This window comes from Blautia sp. MSK20_18, from assembly GCF_020553125.1.
GTDB lineage: Bacteria > Bacillota > Clostridia > Lachnospirales > Lachnospiraceae > Blautia_A > Blautia_A fusiformis.
Genome location: NZ_JAJCGR010000003.1, coordinates 140,229 through 155,861, shown reverse-complemented (window position 1 = coordinate 155,861; position 15,633 = coordinate 140,229). Strand labels below are relative to the sequence as shown.

General features: G+C 48.0%; 15 protein-coding genes. 14 read left to right on the top strand and 1 reads right to left on the bottom strand.

Annotated features, from left to right (window positions below; all coding sequences use genetic code 11):
• Window positions 1-25: 25 nt before the first annotated feature.
• Entirely contained in the window at window positions 26-1,942 is a 1,917-nt protein-coding gene (gene abc-f, locus LI091_RS03290; protein ID WP_022426792.1) for a ribosomal protection-like ABC-F family protein, read from the bottom strand.
• A gap of 214 nt (window positions 1,943-2,156) precedes the next feature.
• On the opposite strand from abc-f, the gene LI091_RS03285 reads away from it, so the two are divergent.
• The 14 genes from LI091_RS03285 to LI091_RS18440 all read left to right on the top strand — a co-directional run bounded on the left by LI091_RS03285 (window position 2,157) and on the right by LI091_RS18440 (window position 15,564).
• On the top strand, window positions 2,157-2,804 hold the full coding sequence (locus LI091_RS03285) for a redox-sensing transcriptional repressor Rex (RefSeq protein ID WP_021650558.1): 648 nt from the start codon (window positions 2,157-2,159) through the stop codon (window positions 2,802-2,804).
• A gap of 61 nt (window positions 2,805-2,865) precedes the next feature.
• The gene (locus LI091_RS03280; protein WP_265190791.1) at window positions 2,866-4,383 is read left to right on the top strand and encodes an NAD(P)H-hydrate dehydratase; all 1,518 of its coding nucleotides are present in this window, start codon (window positions 2,866-2,868) and stop codon (window positions 4,381-4,383) included.
• Window positions 4,380-5,549 carry an alanine racemase gene (gene alr / locus LI091_RS03275; RefSeq protein WP_265190790.1) on the top strand — a complete coding sequence of 390 codons (1,170 nt, stop codon included), beginning with the start codon at window positions 4,380-4,382 and terminating at the stop codon, window positions 5,547-5,549. The genes LI091_RS03280 and alr overlap by 4 nt, the downstream gene beginning before the upstream one ends.
• 156 nt (window positions 5,550-5,705) lie before the next feature.
• On the top strand, window positions 5,706-6,053 hold the full coding sequence (locus LI091_RS03270) for a type II toxin-antitoxin system PemK/MazF family toxin (RefSeq protein WP_021650556.1): 348 nt from the start codon (window positions 5,706-5,708) through the stop codon (window positions 6,051-6,053).
• A gap of 153 nt (window positions 6,054-6,206) precedes the next feature.
• Window positions 6,207-6,950 carry a YebC/PmpR family DNA-binding transcriptional regulator gene (locus tag LI091_RS03265; protein ID WP_110102267.1) on the top strand — a complete coding sequence of 248 codons (744 nt, stop codon included), beginning with the start codon at window positions 6,207-6,209 and terminating at the stop codon, window positions 6,948-6,950.
• A gap of 68 nt (window positions 6,951-7,018) precedes the next feature.
• The gene (locus LI091_RS03260) at window positions 7,019-7,732 is read left to right on the top strand and encodes a ClpP family protease (RefSeq protein ID WP_022426789.1); all 714 of its coding nucleotides are present in this window, start codon (window positions 7,019-7,021) and stop codon (window positions 7,730-7,732) included.
• A gap of 165 nt (window positions 7,733-7,897) precedes the next feature.
• Window positions 7,898-8,785, top strand: a complete 888-nt coding sequence (locus tag LI091_RS03255) for a sulfide/dihydroorotate dehydrogenase-like FAD/NAD-binding protein (protein ID WP_015524825.1) — start codon at window positions 7,898-7,900, stop codon at window positions 8,783-8,785.
• The gene (gene gltA, locus LI091_RS03250; protein WP_021650554.1) at window positions 8,785-10,179 is read left to right on the top strand and encodes an NADPH-dependent glutamate synthase; all 1,395 of its coding nucleotides are present in this window, start codon (window positions 8,785-8,787) and stop codon (window positions 10,177-10,179) included. Before LI091_RS03255 ends, gltA begins: the two co-directional genes overlap by 1 nt.
• A 180-nt stretch (window positions 10,180-10,359) precedes the next feature.
• Window positions 10,360-11,235 carry an undecaprenyl-diphosphate phosphatase gene (locus tag LI091_RS03245; RefSeq protein WP_015524826.1) on the top strand — a complete coding sequence of 292 codons (876 nt, stop codon included), beginning with the start codon at window positions 10,360-10,362 and terminating at the stop codon, window positions 11,233-11,235.
• A gap of 23 nt (window positions 11,236-11,258) precedes the next feature.
• Window positions 11,259-14,006: an FtsK/SpoIIIE family DNA translocase gene (locus LI091_RS03240; protein ID WP_265190789.1), complete on the top strand. Its 2,748-nt coding sequence runs from the start codon at window positions 11,259-11,261 to the stop codon at window positions 14,004-14,006.
• Window positions 14,003-14,482 carry a 23S rRNA (pseudouridine(1915)-N(3))-methyltransferase RlmH gene (gene rlmH / locus LI091_RS03235; RefSeq protein ID WP_021650552.1) on the top strand — a complete coding sequence of 160 codons (480 nt, stop codon included), beginning with the start codon at window positions 14,003-14,005 and terminating at the stop codon, window positions 14,480-14,482. The genes LI091_RS03240 and rlmH overlap by 4 nt, the downstream gene beginning before the upstream one ends.
• Window positions 14,483-14,597: 115 nt before the next feature.
• Window positions 14,598-14,885, top strand: coding sequence for a co-chaperone GroES (groES, locus tag LI091_RS03230; RefSeq protein WP_044960825.1), 288 nt, complete (start codon window positions 14,598-14,600; stop codon window positions 14,883-14,885).
• Entirely contained in the window at window positions 14,885-15,379 is a 495-nt protein-coding gene (locus LI091_RS03225; protein WP_320442564.1) for an MATE family efflux transporter, read from the top strand. Before groES ends, LI091_RS03225 begins: the two co-directional genes overlap by 1 nt.
• A gap of 29 nt (window positions 15,380-15,408) precedes the next feature.
• Window positions 15,409-15,564, top strand: a complete 156-nt coding sequence (locus LI091_RS18440) for a hypothetical protein (protein ID WP_320442563.1) — start codon at window positions 15,409-15,411, stop codon at window positions 15,562-15,564.
• The last annotated feature ends 69 nt before the right edge of the window (window positions 15,565-15,633 follow it).

Below are 15,633 nucleotides of genomic sequence, written 5' to 3'. Positions count from 1 at the left end.
TAAGGGGATAAAAAAGAGCTGACCGTCAGGCCAGCTCTTCCCATTTTTCATAAAGCTCTTCCAGTTCTTCAGCGATGGCTGCTTTTTCGCGGCTCAGCTTTGTACATTCCGCTACATTGGTGCAGACATCCGGAAGGACCATAGTCTCGTCGATCTCGCTGTCTCTTGTTTCCAGCTCTTCGATACGGGCTTCGACTTTTTTCAGCTCGGCTTCCCGTTTTCGTTTCTTTGCCTGTTCTTCCTTCATCTGCTGCCAGGAAAGCTTGTTCTCGGAAACCGATTTTTCTTCGGCAGGTGCCTCCGGAGAAGTGCTTCCCGGTGCATAGGTACTGGTCAGCTCCTCCTTCTTTTCCAGATAGTAATCATAATCACCGATGTAATTTACCACTGCTTGGTTTGTCAGCTCCATGATCCTGGTCGCAGTCTGATTGATAAAGTAACGGTCATGGGATACATAAAGGACTGTACCGGTGTAGCTGACTAGTGCTTCCTCCAAGATCTCCTTGGAAGCAATATCCAGATGGTTGGTAGGCTCGTCAAGGATCAGGAAGTTGGCTTCGGAAAGCATCAGCTTTGCAAGGGAAACACGGCCTCTTTCTCCACCGGAAAGTGCGGAGATTTCCTTGAAAACATCATCTCCGGTAAAGAGAAATGCAGCAAGCATATTTCGGATCTCGGTCTCTGTGAGAGTCGGATAAGTATCGGAGATCTCCTGGAAAATCGTCTTGTCCATATGCAGAACATGATGTTCCTGATCGTAATAACCGATCTGCACCTTGGAACCAAGGGAAAATTTGCCGGCATCTGCCTCAATAAGACCGTTGATGATCTTCAGCATGGTGGTCTTTCCGGTTCCGTTGTTTCCGATCAGTGCCACACGCTCGCCGCGTTTGATATCAAAGGAGATATCGGAGAACAGGGTCTGTCCCGGAAAGGCCTTGGAAAGCGCTTCCACGTGGAGCACATCGTTTCCGCTTAACACCCGTGGTTCCAGCGAGATACGCATCCGGTCCTGGAGCTCAAGAGGCTTTTCGATCCTCTGTACACGGTCCAGCATTTTTTCACGGCTTTCCGCACGCTTGATGGATTTTTCACGGTTAAAGGATTTCAGCTTGGCGATAACGGCTTCCTGATGCTTGATATCCCGCTGCTGATTTAAGTATGCCTTGTACTGTGCATCACGAAGCTGAGCCTTCTTGAGAGCATAGGCAGAGTAGTTGCCGCTGTATACGCGGGTCTGTCCGGCTTCGATCTCAATGACCTTGGTGACTACCTTATCCAGAAAATAACGGTCATGGGAGACGATAAAAACAGCTCCCGGATAATTCAGAAGATAAGTTTCCAGCCAGGAGATGCTTTCCATATCCAGGTGATTGGTTGGCTCATCCAGAAGCAGGATATCCGGCTTGGAAAGAAGCATCTTGCCCAGCGCCACGCGGGTTTTCTGACCGCCGGAAAGAGTTTCGATCTGCTTGTCATAATCTTCCTCCGTGAAGCCGAGACCCTTTAAGACACCGGTCAGCTCACTTTTGTAAGCGTATCCGTTCTCCAGCTCAAACTGATGGGTCAGGCGGGTATAGGTTTCCATCAGACGGTTCAGCTCATCACCGGTCACCGTGTTCATTTCCTGTTCCATATTGCGGATACGGCGTTCCATATCGATGATGTGCTGCTTGGTGGTAAGAAGCTCCTCGTAGATGGTATGATGTCCGTGGATATCCTGGTACTGGGCAAGATAGCCGATATTTTTATCCCGGGCAAGCACCACGGTACCGGAATCAGCAGAAAGCTCCTGCATGATGATCCGCAGCAGTGTGGTCTTTCCTGCACCGTTGCATCCGATCAGAGCAGCCTTTTCACGGTCTTCAATGTGAAAGGATGCATCATTTAAAATTACTTTTTCGCCAAAGGCCTTGCATATATTCTGACATGATAAAATCATAAAAACTGTCCTCCTGTATAAAGAATCACCCCTGTTTATGCCTGAACAGGGAAAAATCCTCCACCTATTATAACGGAAACTGCCGGGATTTCAAAGAAAAAATCAATTATTAGAAAAATTATAAAGAAATTTGTACAGAATAGACAACTTTAATTGACAGGAAAATGTCAATTCGTTATAATTAACCTAGTGTAAGGTAAGGAGGAAAACTATCGTGGAGACAAAACAAATCTCGAAAGCGGTGATTAAGCGTCTGCCACGCTATTACCGCTACTTAGGAGAGCTGATGGAAGACAATGTAGAACGTATTTCTTCCAATGAGTTAAGTAAGAAGATGCATACCACAGCTTCTCAGATCCGTCAGGATCTTAATAATTTCGGCGGTTTTGGGCAGCAGGGGTATGGCTATAATGTACACTATCTTTATACAGAGATCGGTAAGATCCTGGGACTAGATACCGTTCATCCGATGATCATCCTGGGTGCCGGTAATCTGGGACAGGCACTTGCCAATTATGTGGATTTTGAGAAGCGCGGGTTCAGGCTGGTTGGTATCTTTGACGTAAATCCTGTGCTTGAGGGCATCGCAGTCCGTGGACTTGAGATCCAGATGCTCAGTGAGCTTCCGTTTTTCCTGAGAGAGAATAACGTGGAGATCGCGATCCTGACACTTCCCAAGAATAAAGCCAAGGAAATGGCAGATATTCTGGTGGAGAACGGGATCAAGGCAATCTGGAATTTTGCACATCTTGATCTTGAGACACCGGATGATGTGATCGTAGAGAACGTTCATCTTTCCGAGAGTCTGATGACACTGTCTTATAATCTCAGCAAATACAGGCAGGAACATGTGGATAAGTAAGAATTGTTAAGCTGCCGGAAACGGCAGCTTTCTCTATGACAGAGGGGAGGCAGAAGACAGAATGAAGAAGCTTGTTACCTGCAAAGAAATGAAGGATCTGGACTCCACAACGATCCGTGAGATCGGAGTTCCCTCCGAGGTTCTGATGGAGCGGGCAGCACTGAAGGTGGTAGAGGAAACAGAAAAGTATCTCCAGAAGGACGAAAGGATCCTGGTAGTCTGCGGAAGCGGAAACAATGGCGGTGACGGTATCGCTGTTGCCAGATTGTTCCATCTGAAGGGGATCCGGGTAGAGTTTTATATGGTCGGAAACAAAGATAAAATGACCAGAGAGACAGCTCTTCAGTATAAGATTGCTTCCGGTTATCGTGTCCCGGAGGTGAATAACCCGCAGTGGAGTGAATATACTACTATAGTAGATGCCGTGTTTGGGGTAGGCCTGACGCGTCCGATCGAGGGGCATTATGCTGATATCATCCATGAGATGAACAGTGCGAGGGCCAAAAAGATCGCAGTTGACATCCCGTCAGGAGTGAACGGAGATACTGGCCTGGAAATGGGAATTGCCTTCAGCGCCGATCTGACTGTCACATTTGCCTACCGGAAAAGAGGTCTTTGCTTTTATCCGGGAAGACTGTATGCAGGAAGGATCGTTACCGCCGATATCGGGATCTATGAGCAGGAAGCTGTGACTGCATCTGCCGCCTGTCTGGAAAATAAAGATCTGAAGCTGTTTCCGGAACGTGATCCCGGCGGAAACAAGGGTACCTTCGGAAAAGTGCTCTTTGTGACCGGAAGTGAGGGAATGTGCGGAGCCGCTTATTTAAGCGCCAGTGCAGCACTTCGTGCCGGTGCGGGAATGGTAAAGATCCAGACTGTGGAAGCCAACAGGATCCCACTGCAGATACTCCTTCCGGAGGCTATGGTCTGCAGCCGCTTTGATCAGGAATCCAATGAACAGCTTCTATCCTGGTGTGATGTGATCGTGATCGGACCGGGACTTGGAACATCAGTGGCCAGCCGTGAGAGAGAACAGTGGTTTCTCACGGCGGCTGCCCGGGAGAAAAAGCCGCTGATCCTGGATGCGGACGGCCTGAACCTTCTGGCTGCACATCCACAGTGGTACCAGTATCTGGGAGAGCATGTAGTCCTGACACCGCATATCGGAGAAATGAGCCGGCTCAGTGGCAGAACGATCCAGGAGATCCAGCATGAGATCGCAGATACTGCACTGAAATCTGCTGCGGAAACAGGCTCTGTGTGCGTATTGAAGGATGCATGTACGGTGATCGCAGATGAAAAAGGCCAGATGTATCTGAATCTTTCCGGTAATTCCGGAATGGCAACTGCAGGAAGCGGAGATGTGCTTTCCGGGATCCTGGCAGCAGTGTTATGTATGTATCTGAAAACGGAGGAACAGCCTCCCATGGTTTTAAAGGCCGCGTTAGGTGTTTATCTTCACGGACTTTGCGGTGATCTTGCAGCCGCTGAAAAAGGAAAGCGCAGTATGCTGGCAGGAGATATCATAGAATATCTGCCCAAGGCATTAGCTATAGGTGAAGAGGAGTCGGGATTATGAAAAAATACGAGAGAGTAAAAGCACTGGTATCACTGGATGCCATTGCCCACAATTTTGAGGAAATGTATAAAAATGTCAAAGAAGGGACAAAGATCATCGCTGTGATCAAGGCAGACGGTTATGGCCATGGTGCCAGAGCTATTGCCCGTCTGATCCAGGACTATGACTATATCTGGGGATTTGCAACAGCTACGGCAGAGGAGGCACTGGAGCTTCGGCATGCAGGGATCACCAAGCCTGTCCTGATCCTTGGCCTTGTATTTGAGGAATATTATGAGGAGCTTGCAGCCAATGATATCCGGATCACCATATCGGATCTTAATACAGCGGCAGAATATGCAAAAGCAGGTGCACGCATTGGAAAAAATGTACATATTCATCTGGCTCTGGATACGGGAATGACAAGGATCGGATATGCGGATATTCCGGAAAATGCGGTAAAGATCGAAAAAATCTCAAAAATCCCGAATCTGGTGATCGAGGGAATGTTTACCCATTTTGCCAGGGCGGATGAGACCGACCGTTCTCCTGCACTGGTGCAGCTGGACCGTTATCTCCGTTTTGCAGAGCTTCTGGAAAAAAGAGGTGTTCATATTCCGGTACGTCACTGCTCCAACAGTGCAGGTATCATCCGTGTTCCGGAAGCAAATCTCAATGTCGTTCGTGCCGGCATCACCATTTACGGTATTTATCCGTCAGAGGAGGTAGAACGTGATATTGTGAAGCTGACACCTGCAATGGAGCTGAAAAGTCATGTATCCTATGTGAAAAATGTGGAACGTGGAACAGCGGTAAGCTATGGAGGAACGTTTGTTACAGAACGCTTTACCAGAATGGCAACGATCCCCGTAGGTTATGCAGATGGCTATCCGAGACAGCTTTCCAATAAGGGCTGGGTCCTGATCCGGGGCAAAAAAGCTCCGATCCTCGGACGTGTCTGCATGGATCAGTTTATGGTTGATGTCACAGATATCCCGGAGGTGAAGGCCGGGGACGAGGTCACCCTGATGGGAAGAGATGGAGAGGAATTTATCAGTGTGGAGACACTGGGAGATCTTTCCGGAAGATTTTCCTATGAATTTGTCTGTGGGATCAGTAAACGTGTTCCGCGGGTTTATATCAAAGACGGTAAGGAATGCGGAGAAGAGGAGAGCTTTTTCCAGTAGATCCGTAAATACCCGGATCCGGAAAACGCCGGGTCAGACATAAGGCCGGTAAAAAAGTACCACGCATGGTATACACAAAGAAATTGTGGAAATACTTATCTGTAAAAAGGAATACGGCTTGCAAATAAGCCGGACCAGAATCGGAGTGTGAATTGTGTGGTTATAAAAAGAGGGGATATTTTTTATGCGGACTTAAGACCTGTAGTGGGCAGTGAACAGGGCGGCATCCGTCCGGTGCTGATCATCCAGAACGATGTGGGCAACCGTCACAGTCCCACAGTGATCTGTGCGGCAATTACATCAAAAATGAATAAGGCAAAACTGCCGACACATATTGAGATCGATGCATCCGCCTACGGGATCGAAAAGGATTCCGTGATCCTTCTGGAACAGCTCCGCACCATCGACAAGCGGCGTCTGAAGGATAAGGTGTGTCATCTGGACAGTGCTATGCTTGATAAGGTGAATCATGCGCTTGAGATCAGTCTGGAACTGACTTTTTAGGGGAACATGAGGAATTTTGACCGGTTTGTTTTCTGATTCTTGACGAAATCTTTCATAAGTGCTATATTAAACCGAGTTGCAATTATGTAAAACGGTACCCAAAATGAGCAGGGCACGAAAGAAAATATACGGTAACAAGGAGAGGAAGATACCATGTCAGGACATTCAAAATTTGCCAACATCAAACATAAGAAAGAGAAAAATGATGCCAAGAAGGGTAAGATTTTCACAGTCATCGGCCGTGAGATCGTTATGGCAGTAAAGGCCGGCGGCCCGGATCCTGCAAACAACAGCAAGCTTCGTGATGTCATCGCAAAAGCAAAAGCGAACAACATGCCGAACGATACGATCGATCGTGGAATCAAGAAGGCAGCAGGTGCGGATTCTGCAGACAGTTACGAGAAGGCTGTATATGAGGGATATGGTCCGAACGGTGTTGCTATTATCGTAGAGACTCTTACAGATAACAAGAACCGTACTGCAGGTAATGTACGTAACGCGTTTACCAAGGGTAACGGAAGCATCGGAACACAGGGATGCGTATCCTTTATGTTCGACCAGAAGGGCCAGATCATCATCGACAAGGAAGAACTTGAGGATGAGTGCGGTGAGATGGATGCGGACGAGCTGATGATGACAGCTCTGGATGCAGGTGCTGAGGACTTCAACGAGGAAGAGGACAGCTTTGAGATCATCACAGCACCGGACGATTTCAGTGCTGTACGTGAGGCTCTTGAGAAAGCCGGGATCCCGTTTGTAGAAGCACAGATCGCCATGATCCCGCAGACCTATGTGGAGCTGACGGATGATCAGGCTATCAAAGATCTTCACAGAACACTGGATCTTCTTGATGATGACGACGACGTTACTGACGTATGGACAAACTGGGACGAATGATCTCTGAATAGAAAGTAATATTTTGCATATAATACCTCCAGAATTTCAGATTCCGGAGGTATTTTTTTATGGAAAAACAGAGCGAAGAGGGAAAACAGAAGGAACTGGACCGGGAAGCGAGCCAGAACGAACAGATCCGGGAAACCGGGCAGGCAGTGCTCGATGGAAATTCCCGGAAGCATAAAGTGGAGCTTCTGACGGTGATCGGGGAAATCGAAGGTCATGAATCCGCGCCGTCTCACAGCAAAACAACCAAGTATGAGCATGTACTGCCAAAGCTGGCTCTCATTGAGGATGATGAGGAGATCGAGGGGCTTCTGATCCTTTTAAATACGGTAGGAGGAGATGTGGAGGCAGGGCTTGCTATTGCGGAGATGATCGCGTCTCTAAGTATCCCTACGGTTTCTCTGGTGCTGGGCGGGGGACATTCCATAGGTGTACCCATGGCGGTATCAGCAGATTATTCCTTTATCGTGCCAAGTGCTACCATGGTGGTCCATCCGGTACGCCAGAACGGAATGTTCATCGGCGTGGCGCAGTCCTACCGCAATATGGAAAAGATCCAGGACCGGATCATTGCCTTTGTATCCGGACATTCACATATCACGGCAGAACGGATGGAGGAGCTGATGCTGGATACTTCCCAGCTTGTAAAAGATGTGGGGACTATGCTGGAGGGTGAGGAAGCGGTAAAGGAAGGACTCATCGATGAAGTAGGAGGGATCCGGGAGGCACTGGACCGATTGTATACCCTTATCGAAAGGAAAAAAACACAGAAATAACCAGTTTTGTATGTGGCTTTTGATGATGCTAGTTGTATAAGGCTAACATGGTTGCGCTGTGCTGTGGTAAAGAATTTTGACAGAAATTGTAAATCTACTCTTGTCATATGCTGATTTTTAGCGTATTATTAATAAAGGTTTATAATTTGCGCGAGGAGGAAGACCATGTATAAGGTTTTAAAAGCTGAAACGCTGGCAGCTAAGATCCATCTTATGGTTGTGCATGCACCACGTGTGGCAAGCCACTGTCTGCCAGGACAATTTATCATTGTGAAACTTGACGAAAAGGGAGAGAGGATCCCGCTTACCATCTGCGATTACGATCGCGAGGCCGGTACAGTTACCATCGTATTCCAGGAGATCGGAGCATCTACCATTAAGATGTCCGCACTGAAGGCGGGAGATTCATTCCGTGATTTCGTAGGACCTCTGGGATGTCCGTCTGAGTTCGTCCATGAGGATATCGAAGAACTTAAGAAGAAAAAAATGGTATTCGTAGCCGGTGGTGTCGGTACCGCACCTGTTTATCCGCAGGTTAAATGGCTCCATGAGCACGGCATCACAGCGGATGTTATCCTTGGTTCCAAGACTAAGGATATGGTTATCCTTGAGAAAGAGCTTGGCGCTGTTTCCAATCTTTATGTTACAACAGATGACGGTTCCTATGGCCGTTCCGGTATGGTAACAAAGACTCTTGAGGATCTTGTGACAAACGAGGGCAAGCATTATGACGTCTGTGTAGCGATCGGACCGATGATCATGATGAAATTTGTCTGTCTTCTTACCAAGAAGCTTGGTATCCACACAATTGTCAGCATGAACCCGATCATGGTTGACGGAACCGGTATGTGCGGCGCTTGTCGTCTCCAGGTCGGTGATGAGATCAAATTTGCCTGCGTAGACGGACCGGAGTTCGACGGACATCTCGTTGATTTCGATCAGGCTATGAAGAGAAGCCAGATGTATAAGACCCAGGAGGGCCGTGCATTACTGAAGCTTCAGGAAGGCGATACCCACCACGGTGGATGCGGACATTGCGGAGGTGACAACTAATGGCAGATGCAAAAATGTTAAAAAAAGTTCCTGTAAGAGAGCAGGATCCGAAGGTACGTGCGACAAACTTCGAGGAAGTATGTCTTGGATATAATCAGGAAGAAGCAATGGAAGAGGCACAGAGATGTCTTGGCTGTAAGAAACCGAAATGTGTAGAGGGATGTCCGGTATCCATCAATATTCCGGGATTTATCGAGCACATCAAAGAAGGCAACATGGAAGAGGCTTACAAGGTGATCGGTTTATCTTCCGCACTTCCGGCTATCTGTGGTCGTGTATGTCCGCAGGAATCCCAGTGTGAGGGACAGTGTATCCGCGGTAAGAAGGGCGAGGCTGTTTCTATCGGTAAGCTGGAGAGATTCGTTGCAGACTATGCTCTGGAGCATGATATCAAACCTGCAGGAGCAGAGGTTAAGAACGGACATAAGGTTGCAGTGATTGGTTCCGGTCCATCCGGACTTACCTGTGCAGGTGACCTTGCAAAGGCAGGATACGATGTCACTGTATTCGAGGCTCTTCATGAGCTTGGCGGTGTTCTTGTTTACGGTATTCCGGAGTTCCGTCTTCCGAAGCAGAAGGTTGTTAAGAAAGAGATCGAGAAGGTCAAAGAGCTTGGCGTTAAATTCGAGACAAACGTTGTCATCGGTAAATCCACTACCATCGATCAGCTGATCGAGGATGAGGGCTTTGAGGCTGTATTCATCGGTTCCGGTGCAGGACTTCCGATGTTCATGGGTATCCCGGGTGAGAATGCAAGCGGTGTATTCTCTGCAAACGAGTACCTGACAAGAAGCAACCTCATGAAAGCATTCGATGATTCCTATGATACACCGATCGCAGCAGGCAAAAAGGTTGCAGTTGTCGGCGGTGGTAACGTTGCCATGGATGCTGCAAGAACAGCGCTGAGACTTGGTGCTGAGGTACATATCGTATACAGAAGAAGTGAGGCAGAGCTTCCTGCACGAGCAGAGGAAGTTCATCACGCTAAGGAAGAGGGCATCATCTTTGATCTTCTTACAAATCCGAAGGAGATCCTCGTTGATGAGAACGGCCACGTAAACGGTATGAAGGTTGTCAAGATGGAGCTTGGTGAGCCGGATGCATCCGGAAGAAGACGTCCGGTAGAGATTCCTGGTTCCGAGTATGATATGGATGTAGATACTGTCATCATGTCTCTTGGTACTTCACCGAACCCTCTGATCTCTTCCACAACCAAGGGCCTTGACATCAACAAGAGAAGATGTATCGTTGCCGAGGAAGAAACCGGTAAGACATCCAAGGACGGCGTATATGCCGGTGGTGATGCCGTTACAGGTGCAGCTACCGTAATCCTTGCCATGGGTGCAGGTAAAGCTGGTGCAAAAGGTATCGACGAATATCTGAAAAATAAATAAGCAGAAAGTCTGTTTATAAACAGATCCTCCGACTGTGTTTTCTGATGCAGCCGGAGGATTTTTTTTCTTGCAGATTAAAAAAAGAACATTTGTTTGAAACTTTTGCCAAGTGAAGATTGTAAGTTTTACTCAGTTATGCTATAATGTGTTGGAAAAAATTTAAGAAAAGGAAATATCATTATGTCAGTGATACATGCGATTATATTGGGAATCATTCAGGGAATCACCGAATTTCTGCCGGTGAGCAGCTTCGGACATCTCTGTGGAGTGCAGGATCTTTTGGGCGGTACCAGAGGCTCCGGTGTGCTTTTTGAAGTGATGCTCCATCTGGGAACTATGATAGCTCTGATCCTTGTTTTTCTGAAGGACATCAAGAAGATCGGGATCGAGCTGATCGGAATGATACTGGATCTGATCGGAAATGCCAATATTTTTCTCTATAACCGTAGGACTGGGAAAGAGCTTACCTACGCAAAGATCATAAGCGGAACTTACCGGAAGCTTACTGCCCTGATCATGGTATCCACCATTCCTACAGTCCTGATCGGATATCAGTGCAAACGACTTGTTGTGCGAAGCGCATCCTCACACATGTTTTCCGGGATCGGAATCCTTCTTACAGGTGTGATCCTCCTTGTTGTGGACTACAGTAATGTCAATGGCAGCAAGGGAACAAAAGAAACCAGCTTCGGAGATGCTATGTGGATGGGTATCTGTCAGGGCCTTTCTGTGTTTCCGGGACTTTCCAGGCTTGGACTTACCATGAGCGCAGGACTTTTCTGCGGCCTCGGACGGAAGTTTGCAGTGAAATATTCGCTGCTGATGAGCATTCCGGCTGTGGTGGGAGCTTTTTTTGTGGAGATGGGAGAGTTCACTTCTGTTCATATGACTGTTGGCCAGGGATTTACTTATGTTCTTGGAATGATCGTGGCCGGGATCACAGGCTATCTGGTGATCCGTTTTATGCTTAAGCTTTCGAATCAGGTCAGACTGCGTTATTTTGCATTTTATTCTTTTGCAGCCGGAATCCTTATTCTGGCAGCGAATTATATTTGATATCAACTGGGAGGAGTCTGACAATGGCAGCTTCAAAAACGACAAAAAAAAGAAAAAGAAAACCTGCGGCGAAGCAGCAGCCTGTCGGTAACCGCTTTCAGACAGAGATCTTGATCCTTGTGATGTTTGCGGCCTGCCTGATCCTGATGATCAGTGCATTTGGTATGGGAGGGATCGTAGGAAATGCCATCAGTGCCGTATGCTTTGGCATCATGGGACTTTGTGCATATATTTTCCCGATCCTGCTTTTTGCCGGAGTTACGTTCCTGATCGTGAACAATACCAACCGCCTTGCCTACAAAAAGGTACTGGCGGGCGTGGTATTTTTTGTGTTCCTCTGCGGCTTTCTTCAGCTGATCACAGAGGGCTATACGCCAAGTACCACGTTTTCGGATTATTATTCACTGAGTTCGGAATACCGTACCGGCGGTGGAGTATTCGGTGGTGCAGTATGTATTTCCACAGCATCCGCTTTTGGCGTTGTGGGCGGAACTGTGATCATCGTTCTGGTGCTTCTTGTGTCTCTCATCATCATAACACAGAGATCCTTCTTCGGATTTATGAATAAGATCCTGGACTTTTTTACAGATGCAGCAAGAGAGGGCAGAGAAGTTTATCTTGAGGGACAGCCGGACAGAGAAAAGCAGAAGGAGCTTCGCAGAAAGATCCGTGCGGAAAAAAGAGCGGAGAAGATCCGCCGGCTGGAAGAAGAGCTGGAGGAAGAAGAACTTGCCCTTACAGAGAAAGATCCGGAAAATATCTCAAAAAAACAAAAGAAAAAAACAAGAAGATCGCAGAAAGAAAGACAGGCTGCGGTGAAGGCGAACCGGGAAGGAGAATTTAATCTTCCTTCTTTCCTTGATGAACAAAAGGCTGTACTTCCGGCAGATACAGATCTGACAGAAGAGGATCCAGGGCTTGATGAGAAACCGGAGGAGCATGCTCAGCCGCTGGAATTCCAGATCCACCGTTCACAGTCCCAGCCGGCCTGGGAAGAGTCGGAGGAGCCGGATTTCGAAAGAGAAATGCAGGAAGCCGAAGAGGAGGATGCTTATTCCGGCTACGAGGATGTAGATATTCCCGAGATGCAGCAGATCCTGCCGGCAAAGACAGCTGTAGCAGCAAAAGCTTCCCGGGAAACAGGAAAGGCAGCTGCTCCCGCTGAGATAAAGGAGGATCCTCAGCCGGAAGCTGAACAGAAAGCATCCCATCAGCCCTCCAGAAACCCGAAGTCATCTCAGACAGAGATCGAGCATGGGATCAGAAATATCCAGCATGAGATCAGCCAGGGAGAAGCTCCGGAGAAGAAACCATATCAGTATCCGCCGCTGAAGCTTCTGAAGCGCGGAGATGGCAGATCTCAGGGAGATTCCGATGCACATCTGCGTAAAACAGCGCAGAAGCTTCAGGAAACCCTGCATAATTTCGGCGTCAATGTAACCGTTACCAATGTGAGCTGCGGACCTACCGTTACCCGCTATGAGCTGCAGCCGGAAATGGGTGTGAAGGTCAGCAAGATCGTTGGTCTTTCCGATGATATCAAGCTGAATCTTGCTACACCGGATATCCGCATCGAGGCACCGATACCGGGAAAGGCAGCCGTGGGGATCGAGGTTCCGAACAAGGAGAACAGCCCGGTCATGCTGAGGGATCTTCTTCAGTCAGAGGAGTTTAAAAATGCGAAATCCAAGCTGTCCTTTGCAGCAGGTAAGGATATTGCCGGAAAACCGGTAGTGGCAGATATTGCCAAGATGCCGCATCTTCTTATCGCCGGAGCAACCGGCTCCGGAAAATCCGTCTGCATCAATACGCTGATCATCAGCATCCTTTATAAGGCTACACCGGATGAGGTGCGTCTGATCATGATCGATCCGAAGGTGGTGGAGCTCAGTGTATATAACGGGATCCCGCACCTGTTCATTCCGGTGGTCACAGATCCGAAGAAAGCGGCCGGTGCGCTGAACTGGGCTGTTTCCGAGATGACCAGCCGTTACAATGCCTTTGCGGAATATGGGGTACGTAATCTTGGAGAATATAACAAAAAGGTTGCTAATATGCGGGTCCCGGAGGGAGAAAAGGCACCTGAGAAGATGCCGCAGATCGTGATCATCGTGGACGAGCTTGCGGATCTTATGATGGTTGCGCCGGGAGAAGTTGAGGATGCGATCTGCCGTCTGGCCCAGCTGGCACGTGCAGCAGGTATCCATCTGATCATTGCTACCCAGAGGCCATCTGTCAATGTCATCACAGGTCTGATCAAGGCCAATATGCCGTCCAGGATCGCATTTTCCGTATCTTCCGGCGTGGATTCCAGGACGATCCTGGATATGAACGGTGCCGAGAAGCTTCTTGGCAAGGGCGATATGCTGTTTTATCCGCAGGGGTATCAGAAGCCGGCCAGACTGCAGGGCGCTTTTGTTTCAGATGAGGAGGTCAGTGCAGTCGTAGAATATGTTTCTGACAAAAATCAGGGTGCTGTTTATGATACCTCCATTGAGAAGCAGGTCAATACAGCCGGTGTCCCGGGAGGAGCCGGCGGCGGTGACAGAGATGTCTATTTTACAGAAGCCGGTAAATTTATCATTGAGAAGGAAAAGGCCTCCATCGGTATGCTCCAGCGTATGTTCAAGATCGGATTTAACCGTGCGGCAAGGATCATGGATCAGCTTTGTGACGCAGGAGTGGTAGGTCCGGAGGAAGGAACCAAGCCAAGGAAGGTTTTGATGTCAGCAGAAGAATTTGAGAATTATCTGGAGGAGAACGGCGGATGAAAATAAGTATCCTGACAGTAGGGAAGATCAAGGAAAAATATCTGCGGGATGCCATTGCGGAGTATTCCAAGCGCCTCGGGCGTTACTGCAAGCTGGAGATCATAGAAGTGTCCGACGAAAAAACACCGGATAATGCCAGCGAAACAGTAGAAGATGCCATTCGGAACAAGGAAGGGGAGCGTCTTCTTAAATATATCCGGGATGATGCGTTTGTGATCACTCTGGAGATCGGAGGCGAACAGCTGACCTCTGAGAACTTCGCACGGAAGATCAACGAGCTGGGAATACGTGGGACCAGCCATATCCAGTTTGTGATCGGCGGCTCTATCGGTCTTGGAAAAGAAGTACTGAAGAGATCAGACTATGCTTTAAGCTTTTCGAAGATGACATTTCCTCATCAGCTGATGCGTGTGATCCTTCTGGAACAGATCTACCGCAGTTATCGTATCATCAGCGGAGAGCCCTATCATAAATAATATCATACTACATATCTGCAAATATCTTGACAATTTTCGGATATGTAGTATGATAAAAAAAGAGTAGCACTCAAAGCTCAAGAGTGCTAATAATCACAGAAAGAAGGAAATGAATATGGCATTAAAACCAGTTGCAGACAGAGTTATCGTAAAATATTTTGAGACAGAAGACAAAACCGCATCCGGCATCGTACTTCCGGACAGCTCCAAGGAGAAAACCCAGCAGGCAGAGGTTATCGCAGTAGGTGGCGGTAAGGTCGTAGACGGTAAAGAAGTACCGGTACAGGTAAAGCCGGGCGACCGTGTGATCTACGGAAAATACACAGGAACCGAGATCAAATATGAGGGTGAGAAATATCTGGTGATCAACGCAGATGATATCATTGCTATCGTAAAAGACTGATGAAGAATTTTTATCGTAATTTTCTGAAATTATGCTCCATGCTGGTGTTGCAGAATGTAGTGACCTTAAGTGTCAATCTTGCTGACAACATTATGCTTGGAGCCTTCAGCGAAACTGCATTATCCGGTGTGACCACCGTAAACCAGGTACAGTTCGTCTTTCAGCAGCTGCTTATGGCTCTGGGAGACGGACTTGTCATATTCGGAAGTCAGTACTGGGGAAAGAAAGAGACAGAGCCGGTAAGGAAGATCGGTGCCTGGGCCATGCGCACAGGCTTTTTTATTGCCCTTGTGCTGTTTATCCTGGCCAGTCTTTTTCCAACACAGCTGCTGGGGCTTTTTACAACAGACCAGACGATTATCGAAGCCGGTCTTTCCTATCTGGCGATCATCCGGTTTACTTACTTTTTCTTTGCGGTGACGCAGATCCTGCTTGCTACACTGCGCTGTGTGGAAATTGCAGGGGTTGCCTTCGGGCTTTCGTTAATGACTTAAGTGTAGTAATGGTAGGAATGTCCTATCAGATGCCGACAAATGGTGGTATCATCCGGGGAAGCGGAAGCATCGCTTATTCCATGAAGGTGGACCTGATCAGTACCTGGGGGATCGTGATCCCTCTGTGTGGTCAAGGCATCTCCGGCAGTGGTGGTATGCTGCCTGAATGCAGATCAGATCTTTAAATGCGTGCCTGCATTTTTGAAGTGCAATTACGGACACTGGATCAAAAATATGACGAATTAAGGAAATAT